General features: G+C 37.5%; 18 protein-coding genes and 1 tRNA gene. 16 read left to right on the top strand and 3 right to left on the bottom strand.

From position 1 onward, the window contains the following. The first annotated feature begins 1 nt into the window (after position 1). Entirely contained in the window at positions 2–676 is a 675-nt protein-coding gene (locus HCB45_RS11240) for a uracil-DNA glycosylase (RefSeq protein ID WP_185619918.1), read from the top strand. Between the two features lie 36 nt (positions 677–712). Here HCB45_RS11240 and rnhC read toward each other — a convergent pair whose 3' ends face one another. Further along, positions 713–1,639: a ribonuclease HIII gene (rnhC, locus tag HCB45_RS11235; protein WP_185619992.1), complete on the bottom strand. Its 927-nt coding sequence runs from the start codon at positions 1,637–1,639 to the stop codon at positions 713–715. A gap of 153 nt (positions 1,640–1,792) precedes the next feature. Between rnhC and zapA the strand changes: the two genes are divergently transcribed. The 7 genes from zapA to HCB45_RS11200 all read left to right on the top strand — a co-directional run bounded on the left by zapA (position 1,793) and on the right by HCB45_RS11200 (position 10,465). Next, entirely contained in the window at positions 1,793–2,056 is a 264-nt protein-coding gene (gene zapA / locus HCB45_RS11230; RefSeq protein ID WP_185318562.1) for a cell division protein ZapA, read from the top strand. Beyond that, positions 2,056–2,598 carry a CvpA family protein gene (locus HCB45_RS11225; RefSeq protein ID WP_185318563.1) on the top strand — a complete coding sequence of 181 codons (543 nt, stop codon included), beginning with the start codon at positions 2,056–2,058 and terminating at the stop codon, positions 2,596–2,598. Before zapA ends, HCB45_RS11225 begins: the two co-directional genes overlap by 1 nt. 90 nt (positions 2,599–2,688) lie before the next feature. Next, positions 2,689–4,401, top strand: a complete 1,713-nt coding sequence (gene polX / locus HCB45_RS11220; protein WP_185619916.1) for a DNA polymerase/3'-5' exonuclease PolX — start codon at positions 2,689–2,691, stop codon at positions 4,399–4,401. A 22-nt stretch (positions 4,402–4,423) separates the two neighbouring features. Next, positions 4,424–6,781 (top strand): endonuclease MutS2, encoded by a 2,358-nt coding sequence (locus HCB45_RS11215; protein WP_185619914.1) that lies wholly within the window; start codon positions 4,424–4,426, stop codon positions 6,779–6,781. An 80-nt stretch (positions 6,782–6,861) separates the two neighbouring features. Beyond that, positions 6,862–7,173, top strand: a complete 312-nt coding sequence (gene trxA, locus HCB45_RS11210) for a thioredoxin (RefSeq protein ID WP_185318566.1) — start codon at positions 6,862–6,864, stop codon at positions 7,171–7,173. Positions 7,174–7,248: 75 nt separating this feature from the next. Continuing rightward, positions 7,249–9,060, top strand: a complete 1,812-nt coding sequence (gene uvrC / locus HCB45_RS11205; RefSeq protein WP_185318567.1) for an excinuclease ABC subunit UvrC — start codon at positions 7,249–7,251, stop codon at positions 9,058–9,060. 190 nt (positions 9,061–9,250) lie between these two features. Next, positions 9,251–10,465, top strand: a complete 1,215-nt coding sequence (locus HCB45_RS11200) for an aspartate kinase (protein WP_185619912.1) — start codon at positions 9,251–9,253, stop codon at positions 10,463–10,465. A gap of 55 nt (positions 10,466–10,520) precedes the next feature. Here the strand turns inward: HCB45_RS11200 and HCB45_RS11195 are convergent, their stop codons facing one another. Beyond that, entirely contained in the window at positions 10,521–11,015 is a 495-nt protein-coding gene (locus HCB45_RS11195) for a YslB family protein (RefSeq protein ID WP_185319010.1), read from the bottom strand. A gap of 147 nt (positions 11,016–11,162) precedes the next feature. On the opposite strand from HCB45_RS11195, the gene racE reads away from it, so the two are divergent. From racE to HCB45_RS11170, 5 genes are all read left to right on the top strand, one after another. Next, a complete protein-coding gene (gene racE / locus HCB45_RS11190) occupies positions 11,163–11,963 on the top strand; it encodes a glutamate racemase (protein WP_185619910.1) in 801 nt (266 codons plus the stop codon). Positions 11,964–11,975: 12 nt separating this feature from the next. Next, the gene (gene rph, locus HCB45_RS11185; protein WP_185318570.1) at positions 11,976–12,722 is read left to right on the top strand and encodes a ribonuclease PH; all 747 of its coding nucleotides are present in this window, start codon (positions 11,976–11,978) and stop codon (positions 12,720–12,722) included. Positions 12,723–12,725: 3 nt separating this feature from the next. Beyond that, positions 12,726–13,337, top strand: a complete 612-nt coding sequence (locus HCB45_RS11180; protein ID WP_185318571.1) for an XTP/dITP diphosphatase — start codon at positions 12,726–12,728, stop codon at positions 13,335–13,337. A gap of 37 nt (positions 13,338–13,374) precedes the next feature. Then, positions 13,375–13,899 (top strand): metallophosphoesterase, encoded by a 525-nt coding sequence (locus HCB45_RS11175; RefSeq protein ID WP_185619908.1) that lies wholly within the window; start codon positions 13,375–13,377, stop codon positions 13,897–13,899. Positions 13,900–14,009: 110 nt separating this feature from the next. After that, positions 14,010–14,083: transfer RNA gene (locus tag HCB45_RS11170), tRNA-Arg, on the top strand. On the opposite strand, the gene HCB45_RS15475 is transcribed toward HCB45_RS11170, so the two are convergent. Next, the gene (locus HCB45_RS15475; RefSeq protein WP_376740640.1) at positions 14,084–14,578 is read right to left on the bottom strand and encodes a site-specific integrase; all 495 of its coding nucleotides are present in this window, start codon (positions 14,576–14,578) and stop codon (positions 14,084–14,086) included. 174 nt (positions 14,579–14,752) lie between these two features. On the opposite strand from HCB45_RS15475, the gene HCB45_RS15470 reads away from it, so the two are divergent. The 3 genes from HCB45_RS15470 to HCB45_RS11150 all read left to right on the top strand — a co-directional run bounded on the left by HCB45_RS15470 (position 14,753) and on the right by HCB45_RS11150 (position 16,067). Then, positions 14,753–15,025, top strand: a complete 273-nt coding sequence (locus tag HCB45_RS15470) for an IS3 family transposase (protein WP_221771198.1) — start codon at positions 14,753–14,755, stop codon at positions 15,023–15,025. After that, the gene (locus tag HCB45_RS11155; RefSeq protein ID WP_185619906.1) at positions 14,961–15,326 is read left to right on the top strand and encodes a hypothetical protein; all 366 of its coding nucleotides are present in this window, start codon (positions 14,961–14,963) and stop codon (positions 15,324–15,326) included. Before HCB45_RS15470 ends, HCB45_RS11155 begins: the two co-directional genes overlap by 65 nt. 225 nt (positions 15,327–15,551) lie before the next feature. Beyond that, positions 15,552–16,067: a hypothetical protein gene (locus HCB45_RS11150; protein ID WP_185619905.1), complete on the top strand. Its 516-nt coding sequence runs from the start codon at positions 15,552–15,554 to the stop codon at positions 16,065–16,067. The last annotated feature ends 36 nt before the right edge of the window (positions 16,068–16,103 follow it).

The following is a 16,103-nucleotide window of genomic DNA, read 5'->3' as shown; positions in this document are numbered from 1 at the left end:
CATGATAAAACTCGGAAATGACTGGGATGAGTTACTAAAAAATGAGTTTAACCAACCATATTATTTAACCCTTCGCCAGTTCTTAAAAAAAGAATACCAATCGAAAAAAATATTTCCAGACATGTACGATATTTTCAATGCATTAAAGCATACAGCCTATAAAGATGTCAAAGTGGTAATTCTCGGACAAGACCCATATCACGGACCAGGTCAAGCACACGGTCTCTCATTTTCCGTTCAACAAGGAGTACAGATTCCACCATCACTGCAAAATATTTATTTAGAATTACATAATGACTTGAATTGTGAGATTCCAAATAATGGTTATTTGATATCGTGGGCAGATCAAGGAGTACTACTATTAAATACGGTTCTAACTGTACGCGCTGGTCAAGCTAACTCACACCGGGGACAAGGCTGGGAAATACTAACGAACCGCATTATTGAAATCATTAATCAAAAAGAAGAACCAGTAGTCTTTTTACTATGGGGAAGCAATGCGAAAGAAAAGGTGCAATTACTAACAAACCCGAAACATACTGCGTTTACATCCGTTCATCCAAGCCCACTTTCAGCATCGCGCGGTTTTATGGGATGCAAACATTTTTCTAAGACGAATCAATTCTTAGAACAAAATGGTGTAAAACCAATCGATTGGCAAATTCCTTCTATATAAATAAAAACATCTCGCCATTAATTGACGAGATGTTTTTTACTTATAAACCATTTTTAGTGCTTTCTCTGTATTTGCGAAATGTTGTTTTGTATATTTAGCTAATGTTTCCAAACCAAATCGTTCGATGATTTCCGCTGCAACAGCATCCACATGAGGTCCTGCACCTTTTGGAAGCGAGATGCCAACTTCTTTTGACATCGCATCAAAAGCTTGCACAAATTTATAACGAGCAATAATCGAAGCAGCAGCTACGGAAAGATGTAACCCTTCTGCTTTTGTCGCAAAAAACACATCTTCTCGAATAATACTTGGTTCTTTTGCTAAATAACGGTAATACGTATTTTTTTCAGCAAATTGATCAATTAAAATCGCTTCTGGTTTAACTGGAGCAAGCTTTTTCAAGACGTTTTCAATGGCGCGATTATGTAATAAAGCTTTCATTTGTCCTTGGTTCATGCCCCTTTTTTGGAGTTCGTTGTATTTAGGATTAGGGCAAAGTAGCACACTATGTGGAACAAGTAGCATGATTTTCTCGGCAATGCGACAAATTTCTGGATCTTTCATCGCTTTAGAATCTTTTACGCCTAGTTCTTTTAAAAGTGGCATCATTTCCGCGTCCACGTATGCGGCACAAACCGTAATCGGTCCAAAAAAATCGCCAGTGCCGACTTCATCTGAACCAATGACATTTTTTGATGCGAAGTTTGCCGGAAGAATCCCTTTAGAGACAGAGGGCGCTTTTGCTTTTGATTCTGGAAGAGTTGCTACCCATTTTTTTGCTTCAGCTTCCCCGTTCACCCCTTGAAACATCACTTTGCGCGATTTATAGCCAGTGATGGAGACACCAGGTTTTTTTGCAGCAAAAACAGCTCCTGGTGGTAGTTTTGGAGTAGAAAAAGGGAGATATGTTTGTTTCATTTTTTCAAGTGTTGGTTGGTCGACTAAGATAACTGTATTTGCGATAAGGCATCATCCTTTCAAAGCTCTATTGTAACATACTACGACGAAAGACTGAATATCAGCTAAACAGGTGGTTGACTCTTTTCTTTCCAGCTTTTTCGTGATAAGATTATGACAAGTAGCGGCCTAAATGAATTTGGGCGAGGAGGAATTTACGTGGCAAATGATAGAAATAAAGTAGTGACAACAATTTACGGTAGAGAATATACGATTGTTGGCGTAGAAACAACAGACCACTTACGAAAAGTAGCTCGCGAGGTCGATGAAAAAATGCACGAAATCGGCTCCCAAAATCACGCACTAGATAGTGGTAGGCTCGCTGTACTGACAGCTGTGAATGCGACACACGATTATTTAAAACTAGAACAAAAATATCTAGAGTTGGAGCAAGAACTGGCTCGAATTAAAGGAAGAGATTAATGATTTTAAATGCGATTATTTTAATTTTACTTGTTTGCGGCTTTTTTGCAGGATTTAGAACAGGCCTTATCAAACAACTTATCTTATTATTAGGTTATATTTTGGCATTTTTTATCTCGTATACGTATTACGAAGATTTAGCGCCACATTTAACATTTATTCCTTATCCAGGTAGTGATACTGCAGATGGGTTATCTATTATTTTACAAGAATTACGAACAGAAACAGCTTATTACAACGTACTTGGATTTGCGATTATTTTTATTGTCGCTATCATTGTTGTGCATATGCTCGCTTCCCTTGTTGGTGGCTTGACTAAAATACCAGTCTTACGCCAAATTAATGGATTATTAGCAGCTGTTTTTGGTGTTATTAAATCGTACTTAATTATTTTTGTTGTCTTGTTCATCATGGCAATTTATCCGGCGAATTGGTCTGAAAACCTCATCGATAGTTCGACGGTTGCCCAGTGGATACTTGAAAACACGCCAATATTGTCTGAACAATTTTATGACTGGATGACAGACATTCTGCCAAAATAAAAGAAACATTCGATACCAGATGTATACTCTTAGCCAATTTTGGATAGGATTTCTCTGGTATTTTTTAATGATGTAAAAGGAGGAAAAAAGATGGCTACCAATAAAAAAGAGATTATTCGTTTACTTGAAGAAATTGCCACTTATATGGAATTAAAAGGAGAAAACAGCTTTAAAATATCTGCTTTCCGAAAAGCCGCGCAAGCAATTGAGTTAGATAGCAGAAGCCTTTCTGAAATAGATGATTTTACGAAGATAAGTGGGATTGGGAAAACAACAGGCGAAATTATTCAACGTTATTTAGATAACGGGAAATGTCCAGAACTTGAGGAGTTAAAAAAAGAAGTACCTGCTGGCCTCGTCCCACTTTTAGATGTGCCAGGGCTTGGCGGTAAGAAATTATCACGTCTTTATCATGAGCTTGGTGTGGTGGATAAAGATACACTACTCCAAGAAGCAGAAAACGGTCATATTGAAGCATTAAAAGGTTTTGGCAAAAAGTCTGCTGAAAAAATGGTTGAAGCAGTGCTCGAAATGGGTGAGCGTCCTGATAGATATCCGCTAAATGATGTTTTACCAATCATTCAAAAAGTAGAAGCTTATCTTGCGGATATTGCTCCAATCGAAACTTTTGCTCAAGCAGGCAGTTTACGAAGATTACGGGAAACGGTGAAAGATTTAGATTACGTTATTGCTACTGAAAAGCCAGAAGATGTACAAAAAGCTTTACTTGCATTTCCATTAATTACGGACGTTATTGGAGCTGGTGAAACAAAAGTATCAGCTGTATTAGAAGATAAAATTACTATCTCAGTAGATTTCCGTTTAGTAGAAAAGAAAGCTTTCGCAACGACACTGCACCATTTTACTGGCTCTAAAGATCATAATATCAAAATGCGTCAATTAGCCAAACAATCAAATGAAAAAATAAGCGAATATGGTGTGGAACAAGAAGATGGCAGTGTTTGTCACTTTGAATCGGAAAAAACGTTTTTTGAACATTTTAAGATCCCGTTTCTACCACCTGAAGTTCGCCGAGATGGCACAGAAATTGAGCGCGTGACGAAGGATACAAGATTCCTTGAGTTAAGTGATATCCGGGGTGACTTACACATGCATACCACTTGGTCAGATGGGGCTTATGCGATTCCAGAAATGATTGAAGCTTGTATTGCAAAAGGGTATGAATATATGGTTATTACCGATCATGGAAAATTTTTGCGAGTAGCCAATGGTCTGGATGAGAAAAGATTACTTGAGCAACAGGCGGAAATCAAAAAAGTAGCTGCTAATTATCCGGAAATTGATGTTTATTCAGGTGTTGAAATGGATATTTTAGCGGATGGCTCACTGGACTTTGATGATGAAACATTGAAACAGCTGGATTTTGTTATCGCATCGATTCATTCCAGTTTTCAACAATCAGAAGAAGAGATTATGAAACGACTAAAAACAGCCTGTGAAAATCCATATGTGCGCCTAATTGCGCATCCAACAGGTAGAATTGTCGTGAAAAGAAAGCCATATCATGTTAATATGAAAGAACTAATCAATTTAGCGAAAAATACAGGAACTGCCTTAGAATTAAATGCCAATCCACAGCGTCTTGATTTAAACCGCGAGCATTTAGAAATGGCTCACGCGGCGGGAGTTCCAATTGCAATTAATACGGATGCACACGACACGAAACATCTTGATTTTATGTCGATTGGAGTCCGTGCAGCAACGAAAGCTTGGCTAGATAAATCTGCAATCCTGAATACGAAATCAGCCGCAGAATTCAAACAATTTTTACAGAATAAATAACTTTTAAAAAGAAGGATGACAAATGGAAAAAAAAGTAGAAGCCATTTTAGAATTTGATAAAATAAAAAAACAACTTGCTGAATTTGCTTCTTCTTCACTAGGGGAGCAAGCGATTTACGAACTTGCTCCAGCTACAGATTTTCAAGTGGTACAAAAAGCACAACTTGAAACAGAAGAAGGAGCCAAAATTATTCGCTTACGGGGAAGTGCGCCAATCACTGGTCTAACAGATGTTTTTGCACATTTAAAACGTCTAGAGATTGGGGGCGATTTAAACGGGCTAGAAATCTACCAAATTGGTAGTAACTTGCGTGTAAGCCGTCAAATGAAAAACTTTATGAACGACTTACTAGAAATTGGGGTCGAAATACCTTTACTCGGCGCACTTTCTGATGAACTTTTAGTATTAAAAGATGTAGAGGAAGATATTGCCATTTCAATAGATGAAAGCTGGAAAATATTAGATACAGCTAGTGAAGCCCTTAGCTCGATTCGTCGTACTTTGCGCCGGACAGAGGACCGGGTGCGTGAAAAGCTAGAATCTTATTTACGCGATCGCAACGCTTCAAAAATGCTAAGTGATGCGGTTATTACGATTCGAAATGATCGCTATGTTATCCCCGTGAAACAAGAATATAAAGGACATTATGGCGGTATCGTTCATGACCAATCTGCATCCGGTCAAACGCTTTTCATTGAGCCACAAAGCGTGGTTGATCTAAATAACGAACGCAAAGCCCTTCAAGCGAAAGAAAAACAAGAAATCGAACGAATCTTAGCTGAAATTTCTGCTTCATTAGCTGGCTGGATTAATGAGATTCATCATAATACCTTTATTTTAGGTCGATTTGATTTCATTCTCGCAAAAGCTCGATTCGGGAAAGCTGTGAAAGCTGTAACGCCGCATTTGAGCGATACAGGAATCGTCCATTTAATAGCAGCCAGACATCCGCTTTTAGAGGCTGAGAAAGTTGTTGCTAATGACATTTATTTAGGTGAGGATTTTAGTACGATTGTTATTACTGGTCCAAATACAGGTGGTAAAACAATTACGTTAAAAACATTAGGCTTATTAACCTTGATGGCACAATCAGGCTTACAAATCCCAGCGCAAGAAGATTCGACTATCGCTGTTTTTGAAAACGTATTTGCTGATATTGGCGATGAACAATCTATCGAACAAAGCTTAAGTACTTTTTCATCCCATATGACAAACATTGTTTCCATTTTAGAAAAAGTAAATCATAAATCACTTATTTTATATGATGAGCTTGGTGCAGGAACGGATCCTCAAGAAGGAGCAGCACTCGCCATTGCCATTCTTGATGCGAGTCATAAAAAAGGTGCAAGTGTGGTGGCAACGACTCACTATCCTGAACTAAAAGCTTATGGATATAACCGAGCACATGCGACAAATGCTTCCGTTGAATTTAATGTTGAAACACTCAGTCCAACATACAAACTACTCATTGGCGTACCTGGACGAAGTAACGCATTTGATATTTCACGCCGCCTTGGTTTAAGTGAAAGTATCATCACAGAAGCAAGAAGCCTCGTTGATACTGAAAGTGCAGACTTAAATGACATGATATCAAGTCTAGAAGAAAAACGAAATCTAGCAGAAAGAGAATATGAAGAAGCGCGCGAACTAGCTCGCGGTGCCGATGCTCTTTTAAAAGATTTACAAAAAGAAATTACCAATTACTATCAACAAAAAGATAAATTACTCGAACAAGCAAACGAAAAAGCTGCTGGAATCGTAGAAAAAGCCGAAACAGAAGCCGAAGAAATTATCCATGAACTGCGCGCAATGCAATTAAACGGGGCGGCGGGAATCAAAGAACATGAACTAATCGATGCTAAAACAAGACTTGGAAAAACTAAACCAAAAACAATAAATAAAACTATTCCACAAGCACCAAAACAAAAGCCACACGTATTCCAAGAAGGAGACAATGTTCGTGTACTATCGCTCGGCCAAAAAGGCACACTTTTAAACAAAATTAGCGATAAAGAATGGAACGTCCAAATCGGCATCATCAAAATGAAAATCAAAACCACTGACTTAGAATACATTCAACCAGAGAAACCAAAAAAACAACGAATCATTACATCGGTTCATAGCGGCGGCTCTCCAGCAAAAAGCGAGCTCGATTTGCGCGGCGAACGTTACGAAGATGCTTTGCAAAAAGTCGACAAATACTTGGATGAAGCACTACTCGCAGGATATCCTCAAGTAGCAATTATTCATGGTAAAGGAACTGGTGCCCTTAGAACCGGCGTCACAGAATATCTAAAAAATCATCGCATGGTCAAATCGATTCGCTTCGGAGCCGCAGCAGAAGGCGGGAACGGTGTAACAATCGTTGAGTTCAAGTAAACAACTGAGCAAAAACATGGCTCCAAATTGGCGTAAATGCTATACTGTGTGTACAAAAGTCATAAGGAGTGAATTAAATCATGGTAAAAGAAATTACAGATGCAACATTTGAACAAGAAACTAATGAAGGTTTAGTATTAACAGATTTCTGGGCAACATGGTGTGGTCCTTGCCGCATGGTGGCTCCAGTTTTAGAAGAAATACAAGAAGAACGCGGCGAAGCACTTAAAATCGTCAAAATGGACGTAGATGAAAACCCAGAAACACCTGGAAGCTTTGGTGTTATGAGCATTCCAACACTTCTTATTAAAAAAGATGGCGAAGTAGTAGAAACAATTATCGGCTACCGTCCAAAAGAAGAACTGGATGAAGTCATCAACAAATACGTTTAAAATTATGCTAAAATGAAAGAAGCTTAGAACAAACATTCTAGGCTTCTTTTTAAATGTGTAACTGGAGTTGATAAAATGTCTTCTGAACATATCCAAAATAAACTAGCGCTTCTGCCGGACCAACCTGGTTGTTATTTGATGAAAGATAGACAAGGAACTATCATTTATGTCGGAAAAGCAAAAGTGTTAAAAAATCGTGTCCGTTCGTATTTTTCAGGAACACACGACAGTAAAACGCAGCGCTTAGTTCAAGAAATTGTGGACTTTGAATATATCGTAACATCATCCAACGTAGAAGCATTACTACTAGAAATCAATTTAATTAAAAAACACGACCCACGTTTTAATATTCGCTTAAAAGATGACAAAACTTATCCGTTTATTAAAATTACGAATGAACGACATCCGCGCCTGATTATTACCCGTCAAGTAAAGAAAGACAAAGGGAAATATTTCGGTCCTTATCCAAATGTCTATGCTGCAAATGAAGTAAAACGTATTTTAGACCGACTTTATCCACTTCGTAAATGCAGTACATTACCAAATAAAGTGTGTTTATATTATCATCTTGGACAATGCCTTGCCCCGTGTGTATTTGACGTGGAAGCAAGTAAGTATAAAGAAATGCAAGATGAAATCGTAGCCTTCTTAAATGGCGGCTATAAAACCGTTAAAAATGATTTAATGAAAAAAATGCAAGAAGCGGCAGAAAATATGGAGTTCGAAAAAGCCGGTGAATTCCGTGACCAGATTAATGCAATCGAAACAACAATGGAAAAACAAAAAATGACGATGAACGATTTCGTCGACCGCGATGTCTTTGGTTACGCCATTGATAAAGGCTGGATGTGCGTCCAAGTATTTTTCATTCGCCAAGGAAAACTGATTGAGCGCGATGTTTCTCAATTTCCATTTTACAATGATGCTGATGAAGATTTCCTCACATTTATTGGCCAGTTTTATCAAAAAGCAAACCATATTCCACCTAAAGAAATTTATTTACCAGATGATGTCGATAGCGAAGCCGTTCAAGCCGTCGTTCCCGACACAAAAATTATCGTACCACAGCGCGGAAATAAAAAAGAGCTCGTAAAACTTGCTTATAAAAATGCCAAAATCGCGCTAAACGAGAAATTTATGCTACTTGAACGTAATGAAGAACGTACAGTTGGTGCAGTAGAGCGACTTGGTGAAGCAATGGGGATTCCAACACCATCGCGGGTGGAAGCATTTGACAACTCCAATATTCACGGTACAGACCCAGTTTCCGCGATGGTCACATTTCTCGACGGAAAACCAAGTAAAAATGATTATCGTAAATACAAAATTAAAACCGTGGAAGGACCAGATGATTACGCAACAATGCGAGAAGTTATCCGACGTCGTTACTGGAGGGTACTTAAAGAAGCATTACCAATGCCTGATTTAATATTAATTGATGGTGGTAAAGGACAAATTGATAGCGCCAAAGATGTCCTAACAAATGAACTTGGCTTAGATATTCCAGTAGCTGGTCTTGCAAAGGATGACAAACACCGCACCAGTCAACTATTATTTGGCGATCCACTAGAAATTGTTCCACTCGAAAGAAACAGCCAAGAATTCTATTTACTACAACGCATGCAAGATGAAGTCCATCGTTTTGCCATTACTTTTCACCGACAACTCCGTAGCAAAACTGGCTTCCAATCCATTCTTGACGGCATTCCAGGAGTAGGACCCGGACGTAAGAAAAAATTACTTAAACACTTCGGCTCCATGAAAAAATTAAAAGAAGCGTCTATTGAAGAAATTAAAGAAGCAGGTGTCCCACTAAATGTTGCTGAAGAAGTGCATAAACACATCACAGCATTCAATGAAAAAGCAAAAAATACTGAACAAAAATGATTTTCTACACTATTAATAAACGCCAATGATTTTGATGTTATTGGCGTTTATTGCGTAGAAATAGATAAACAACTGAACGAACCTCTCAGATAAAATAGCTTTTCCACATAATAAACTTCCCTTCATCACATAAATGCGCTAAAATATAAACATTGATAAAAAAGAACTAACAAGACAGGAGGGAACGAGATTGGGACTAGTCGTATTAAAATTTGGTGGAACCTCTGTGAGCACCGTGGATAAAATCGGGAAAACAGCAGAACAAGCCATTTATGAAAAAAAACAAGGGAATAAAGTCATCGTTGTCGTTTCCGCAATGGGGAAATCAACTGACAAATTAGTCGCAATGGCTGAAGAAATTAGCGAGGCTCCAGATAAACGCGAAATGGATATGCTACTTTCTACTGGCGAACAAATTACCATTTCTTTACTTGCGATGGCTTTAAAAGAAAAAGGGCACGACGCTATTTCGTATACAGGATGGCAAGCGGGAATTGAAACAGAAGCCGTACATAGTAATGCGAGAATTGCCGATATTGATAGCGCTCGTATTGAATCTGCACTTGATGCGGGACAAATTGTCGTTGTAGCTGGATTCCAAGGCTTCACAACAGATGGTGAAATTACTACGCTAGGTCGGGGAGGCTCCGATACAACTGCAGTTGCTATCGCATCCGCTCTGAAAGCTGAAAAATGCGCGATTTGCACGGATGTAGTGGGTGTATTTACAACCGATCCTCGTTACGTGAAAAAAGCCCAAAAGCTAGAACAAATCACCTATGATGAAATGTTAGAATTAGCTAATCTTGGTGCCGGCGTTTTACATCCCCGCTCGGTTGAATATGCCAAAAACTTCCGAATTCCGCTTGAAGTCAGAGCGAGTCACGAACAAGTACCAGGAACAATGATTGAGGAGGATCTAACAATGGAAAATACCAAAGTAGTCCGTGGAATCGCTTTTGAAGACCAAATCACTCGTGTAACTATCCACTGGAAACAAAAAGAAGCAATGCGTGTGTCCAAAGTCTTTACAAAATTAGCAGAAAATAATATTGATGTAGATATTATTATTCAAGGAATTACTGGACTAGGTCACGGCAATCTATCCTTCACTATCAAAACAAGCGCACTCTTAGCGACACTGGCAGTTTTAGAAGAAAGCAAAGAATTGCTTCAAATCGAAAAACTAGAATCAGAACAAGATTTAGCAAAGGTGTCCATTGTTGGCTCTGGAATGGTAAGTAATCCTGGTGTAGCTGCCACAATGTTTGAAGCGCTAACAGAAAATAATATCCCCATAAAAATGATTAGCACATCCGAAATCAAAGTCTCCACTGTCGTATCAGCGCGTAAAATGGTTGAATCGGCACAAGTTTTACATGACCAATTTGAGCTAGATAAATAAAATAAGCTTACAACACCAAAGTAAATTTTCTCTTTGTTGTTGTAAGCTTATCTTTTTAGTAACGTTCCTCGTTATCAATCGTTTCTTTACGGTCCCATTTAACGATAATCGTCACTTGTTTTTTACGCTTATCTATTTCATCATAACTTTCCGTATAGAGCTTTTTCTGTGCTTGTAATTGCTCGGCGATAAAACCAGCTTCTAGTTTAAAAGTAGGATTTTCTTGTATACGGAATCGCGAATCTACCATGTCACCTTCTAAAAGTATACGCAACTCATCTTTTTTTTCCTTTATAATACTAATTTTTCCCCATGAAGCTTTTTCAAAAAAAACAGCTACTTCATGCAGAGATTCAAGCGGGAATTTACGTGCTAAATCTTTCCCAGCCCAGTACATAATATGAGGTGCTTCATCACCAAGAATTTCGGGAATTAAATAATTTCGTAATAAATCTAAACCAAAGCTTGAGACGAGTAAGTTTTCCTCGTGGTCATTCTGTTCATTTTCTGTCATTTCGGATACCCCACTTTCATACACCATTATAACCAAAATCATCCTAAAATGGAAAGCACAATAAATAAATTTCTATAAAAAAGCTTTTTTCATAAAAAAGACTTGCGAAAAAACGGAAAAAATAAGAAAATGGAAGGTATAGATAAAAAAATTGGAAATTAATAAAGAAATTGAGGCGAGACTGTGAAACAAGCTATTGGCTTTATTGATTCGGGAGTAGGCGGTTTGACAGTAGTGCGTGAAGTACTAAAGCAGCTACCCCATGAACAAGTATATTATTTAGGTGATACCGCACGTTGCCCTTATGGACCACGCGACAAAGAAGAAGTAGCTCAGTTTACTTGGGAAATGACCAATTTTCTAGTAGACCGTGGCATCAAAATGCTCGTTATTGCATGTAATACTGCTACAGCGGCAGCGCTATATGACATACGTGAAAAACTGGATATTCCAGTTATCGGCGTTATTCAACCTGGCTCAAGAGCAGCACTCAAAGCAACAAAAAACAACAAAATTGGCGTCTTAGGAACGATTGGGACAGTCGAAAGTATGGCCTATCCGACGGCTCTAAAAGGCTTAAATCGCCGAGTAGAAGTAGATTCACTTGCATGTCCAAAATTTGTCTCTGTTGTAGAATCTGGCGAGTATAAAAGCGCCATTGCCAAAAAAGTCGTAGCCGAGTCACTCTTACCACTGAAAAGCACCAAGATTGATACGGTGATTTTGGGATGTACACATTACCCACTATTAAAACCAATTATTGAAAACTTTATGGGAGATGGCGTTTCCGTCATTAATTCCGGAGAAGAGACAGCAAGCGAAGTCAGTGCTTTACTGGATTATCATAATCTATTAGATGCAACTGACGAAGAAATTGAACATCGCTTTTTCACCACAGGGTCTACACAAATTTTCAAAGATATTGCAAAAGACTGGTTAAATATGCCAGATATGGTAGTAGAACATATAAAATTAGGAAAATAAGAGGTGTCACTAATGAGATTTGATGGAAGAGAAAAAAATGCATTACGAGAAATCGAAGTAACACCTGATTACTTAATGCATCCAGAAGGTTCTGTTTTAATCGCATCAGGAAATACAAAAGTTATCTGTTCTGCAAGTGTAGAAGCAAAAGTTCCACCATTTATGCGCGGGGAAGGTCGCGGCTGGATATCTGCTGAATACTCTATGTTACCACGAGCAACGAATACACGTAATATCCGCGAATCTTCTAAAGGGAAGGTTACCGGAAGAACAATGGAAATTCAGCGTTTAATTGGACGTGCGCTCCGTGCCGTTGTTGATTTAGATGCACTTGGTGAAAGAACTATCTGGCTTGATTGCGACGTTATCCAAGCAGACGGGGGCACACGTACAGCTTCTATTACGGGTGCATTCATCGCAATGGTTATGGCAATCTCCAAACTAGACGAAGCAATACCATTTGCTAAATTTCCTGTCAAAGATTTCCTAGCAGCAACTAGTGTAGGTGTTTTAGAAGAAGGCGGAACAGTACTTGACCTTAACTACGTAGAAGACAGCGCAGCGCAAGTAGATATGAATATTATCATGACTGGTAGCGGCGCTTTTGTAGAACTCCAAGGAACAGGTGAAGAAGCTACTTTTTCAGAAGCCGAACTTGCTGAACTAATCGCTCTAGGCAAAAAAGGAATAAGCGAACTAATTGAAATCCAAAAAGAAACACTCGGAGACAAAATCACAGCGCGGATTAAAGGAGAATAAAAAATGAGTAAAATTATTATTGCCACCGCAAATAAAGGAAAAGCAAAAGAATTCGAAAAAATCTTTGCGAAGTTTAATATAGAAGTTGCTACCCTTCTTGATTTTCCAGAAATTGGTGAAATTGAAGAAACAGGTACAACCTTTGCCGAAAATGCCGCGCTGAAGGCCGAAACGGTTGCTAGCTTACTAAATCAAACCGTTATTGCCGATGATTCCGGATTAATCGTAGACGCGCTTGACGGAGCTCCTGGCGTCTATTCGGCACGCTATGCTGGTGTTGCTCATGATGATGCCAAAAATAACGAAAAACTACTCAAAAATTTAGAAGGCGTTGAATCAGCAAAAAGAACTGCTCGTTTCCACTGCACACTTGCTGTAGCTACACCTTCTGAGAAAACGTCTTTTTATACAGGGGAAGTGGAAGGAATTATCGCAGAACAACTATGCGGAACGAATGGCTTCGGTTATGATCCATTATTTTTCTTACCCGAATTTGGTCTAACAATGGCAGAAATACCAGCAGAGAAAAAGAACGAAATCAGCCACCGAGCTAATGCCATTAAACAGCTAGAAAAAGATTTAACAGAAGTTGTAGAAAAAGTTACTAAAAAGTGAGAGAATAAGTAACAGAATACTAGGGGGAGGAAATAAAATGAAATTATTAGTAGTTAGCGACAGCCACTCAGAACGTGACTGCTTAATCCATCTTAAAGAAAAATACGAAAATACTGTTGATGCTATGATTCATTGTGGGGATTCTGAATTAGAAGCTGATGATCCAGCGATTCAGGGATTTCATACTGTTAGAGGTAACTGTGACTTTGGCGGAGGCTTTCCAAATGATTGGGTAGGGGAAGTGGATGGCTATCGTATATTAACCACACATGGCCATCTTTACAACATCAAGATGACACTTATGAACTTACGATATCGAGCTCGTGAATTAAATGCTGATTTTGCATTCTTTGGTCATTCTCATGAACTAGGTGTTGATATGCTAGATGACACCATCATTTTAAATCCTGGCAGCATTTCTTTACCAAGAGGTCGCATTCGTATCAAAACATACGCGCTTATTGACTCCACACCAGAAGGAATCAAAGTTCGCTTCATGGACCGTGACGATAATGAATTAACTGATTTGACCCAAATTTTCCCTTTAATAAAGCATAACTAGGTCAAAAGACACTCAAAAGAGAAAAAATGTAATAACTTAAAGAAAACCATTGACAAACAAGCAATTTAAACATAAAATGGTATTTGGCTGTTGAAAAAACAGTGCCATTTGTCCTGATAGCTCAGCTGGATAGAGCAACGGCCTTCTAAGCCGTCGGTCGGGGGTTCGAATCCCTCTCAGGACGTTAAGGGATAAACATAGTGATACCAACGAATTTAACGTTCTTGGTGTCTTTTTTTTGTTCTGATTTACTGTCTTTTTCAGGATTAATTGCACAAAATTGCACACTTTTTTTAAAGCCCTTTTTAAAAGTCTCTTCAAGTAAAGACGTAATCGAGTTTTGCTTATCAGGAAAGAGGTGTCCATAAATAGTTTCTGTGAAGGTCGTCGATGAATGACCTAGGCGTTTAGATACAGTAAATCGGTCTTCTCCTGAGGCAATTAAAAGAGATGCATGAGAGTGCCTTAAATCATGAAAACGAATTGTTTTGACACCTGCTAACTTACAATATTTCTTAAAACGACTTACGTAATGTTCTGCACGTGATAAATCTTCTGAATACTTAAATATATAATCAGATGTAGAATTATCAATTAATGGTTTTAATAAATAGTGCGTTAAATTGTCTACTTTAATTTGACGGTCAGATTTTGTTGTTTTTGTAGTAAGCTTAACGATAGATTTTTGTTTTTTATTATATAAGACTGCGGAGAGAATATGCCAAGATTGAGTATAAGTATTAAAATCATTCTTATGAACAGAAAGCTGAGAATATATTACAAGAAGTTCAAAAAAAGAAAGTGCCAGCTACTAATTTTAGCATAGAGGCTGAGTATTAAATACTTGGTCAGAATGATTAATAGATATGTACTGTTTTTCAAACATGATGACCAATTTAAATCTGTCAGTGCATTGATTTTTGCAAGTAAAGAATATATTTATTATTATAATTATGATAGAATAAAGCTAAATTTAAAACAACTATTTTTTGTGAATGTAGTTTCAATCTTATTAACACTTATAATAAATAGATTAAACATAAGAGAACGGATGGTTAAGTATGGACAAGGCTACTGCAAAAGATATAAAAGAAAATTCAATGCAGATACTAAAAAGATTATATGAAATTTATAAGTTATCAGATGACAAGCAAATTCAAGGTATTATTGGTAAAATTCAAAACATGATAGAATTTGATATACTCGAAGAACAGATTTTTTCAAAATTCTCAGAACTTGATGATTTATATGTAATTAGTATTGATGAAATAAGTCAATTGAAATTAAGCTCGGAGGAAGCACAAAAAATTGAGGAACAAGTTTATAGTAAGACAAGTAATCAACGGAAAAAGGTTGCGCGTATTGTTGGTGAGTGTTTGTTTGATGACAATAATAAAAAGTACCTGGAATATACTACGCTCACATAATAAGAGAATTAGTCGTTAAAAAAAGCTACATGGGTTTGGGAATCTAAACCGCATACGTTTTAGCGAAGTGTGTCGTAATCAGGAAAAGATACAAGGAGAATAAACTACTTCACTACTGAATATTTCATCAATAGAGTAGTACCTTCATAGTTATGTTCACTATAATTAAAGCGTTTAACAATAAAAAGCGCTGTACCATTACATCAGGCACTAAAATGATGCACATTGGTTAGGATTAATAAATATTACCTATATAAATGGCGCAGTATTGAATCATATGAGGATGTTATAAAAGACAACATAGAACCACCGCTTTGGGCTACTCATGATTTATTAAGCGACGCACGTTTTAACTATATTGAAACATGTCCTACACTTTATGGAAATGTAACTCGACTGCTTACATTAGCTCGATATATATCAGAAGAAGATCAGTTATTTGATTCATGGTTTAATGAGGTGTTTCTTCGCGCCCAAGAACTTTTCCCAAATAGACAATGGCCGATAAATGAAAAAATTAGTAAAAATAATATGGATATGATGTATGACTCTAATCAGGATCCATTCATTCCACGTGAATTTTATTTCACAACTGGTTTTAACTATCAAAGTGCTAATTTAGTAGAATTCCAAAATAAGTTATTAACAGAAGCAAATCCTTCTATTAACGATTTCTTTTCTACTCCAGAAAATATGATTAATGCTGGTTTTAATGGAGTACCCTATAAAATAATTAAATAAAACAGAAATCAAGAATGCCTATGTCAATTTTTATAT

It is taken from the genome of Listeria farberi (assembly GCF_014229245.1).
In the GTDB taxonomy this organism is placed as follows: Bacteria; Bacillota; Bacilli; order Lactobacillales; family Listeriaceae; genus Listeria; species Listeria farberi.
The sequence above is the reverse complement of the archived record's forward strand: the minus strand, read 5'-3'. Positions and strand labels throughout refer to the sequence as shown.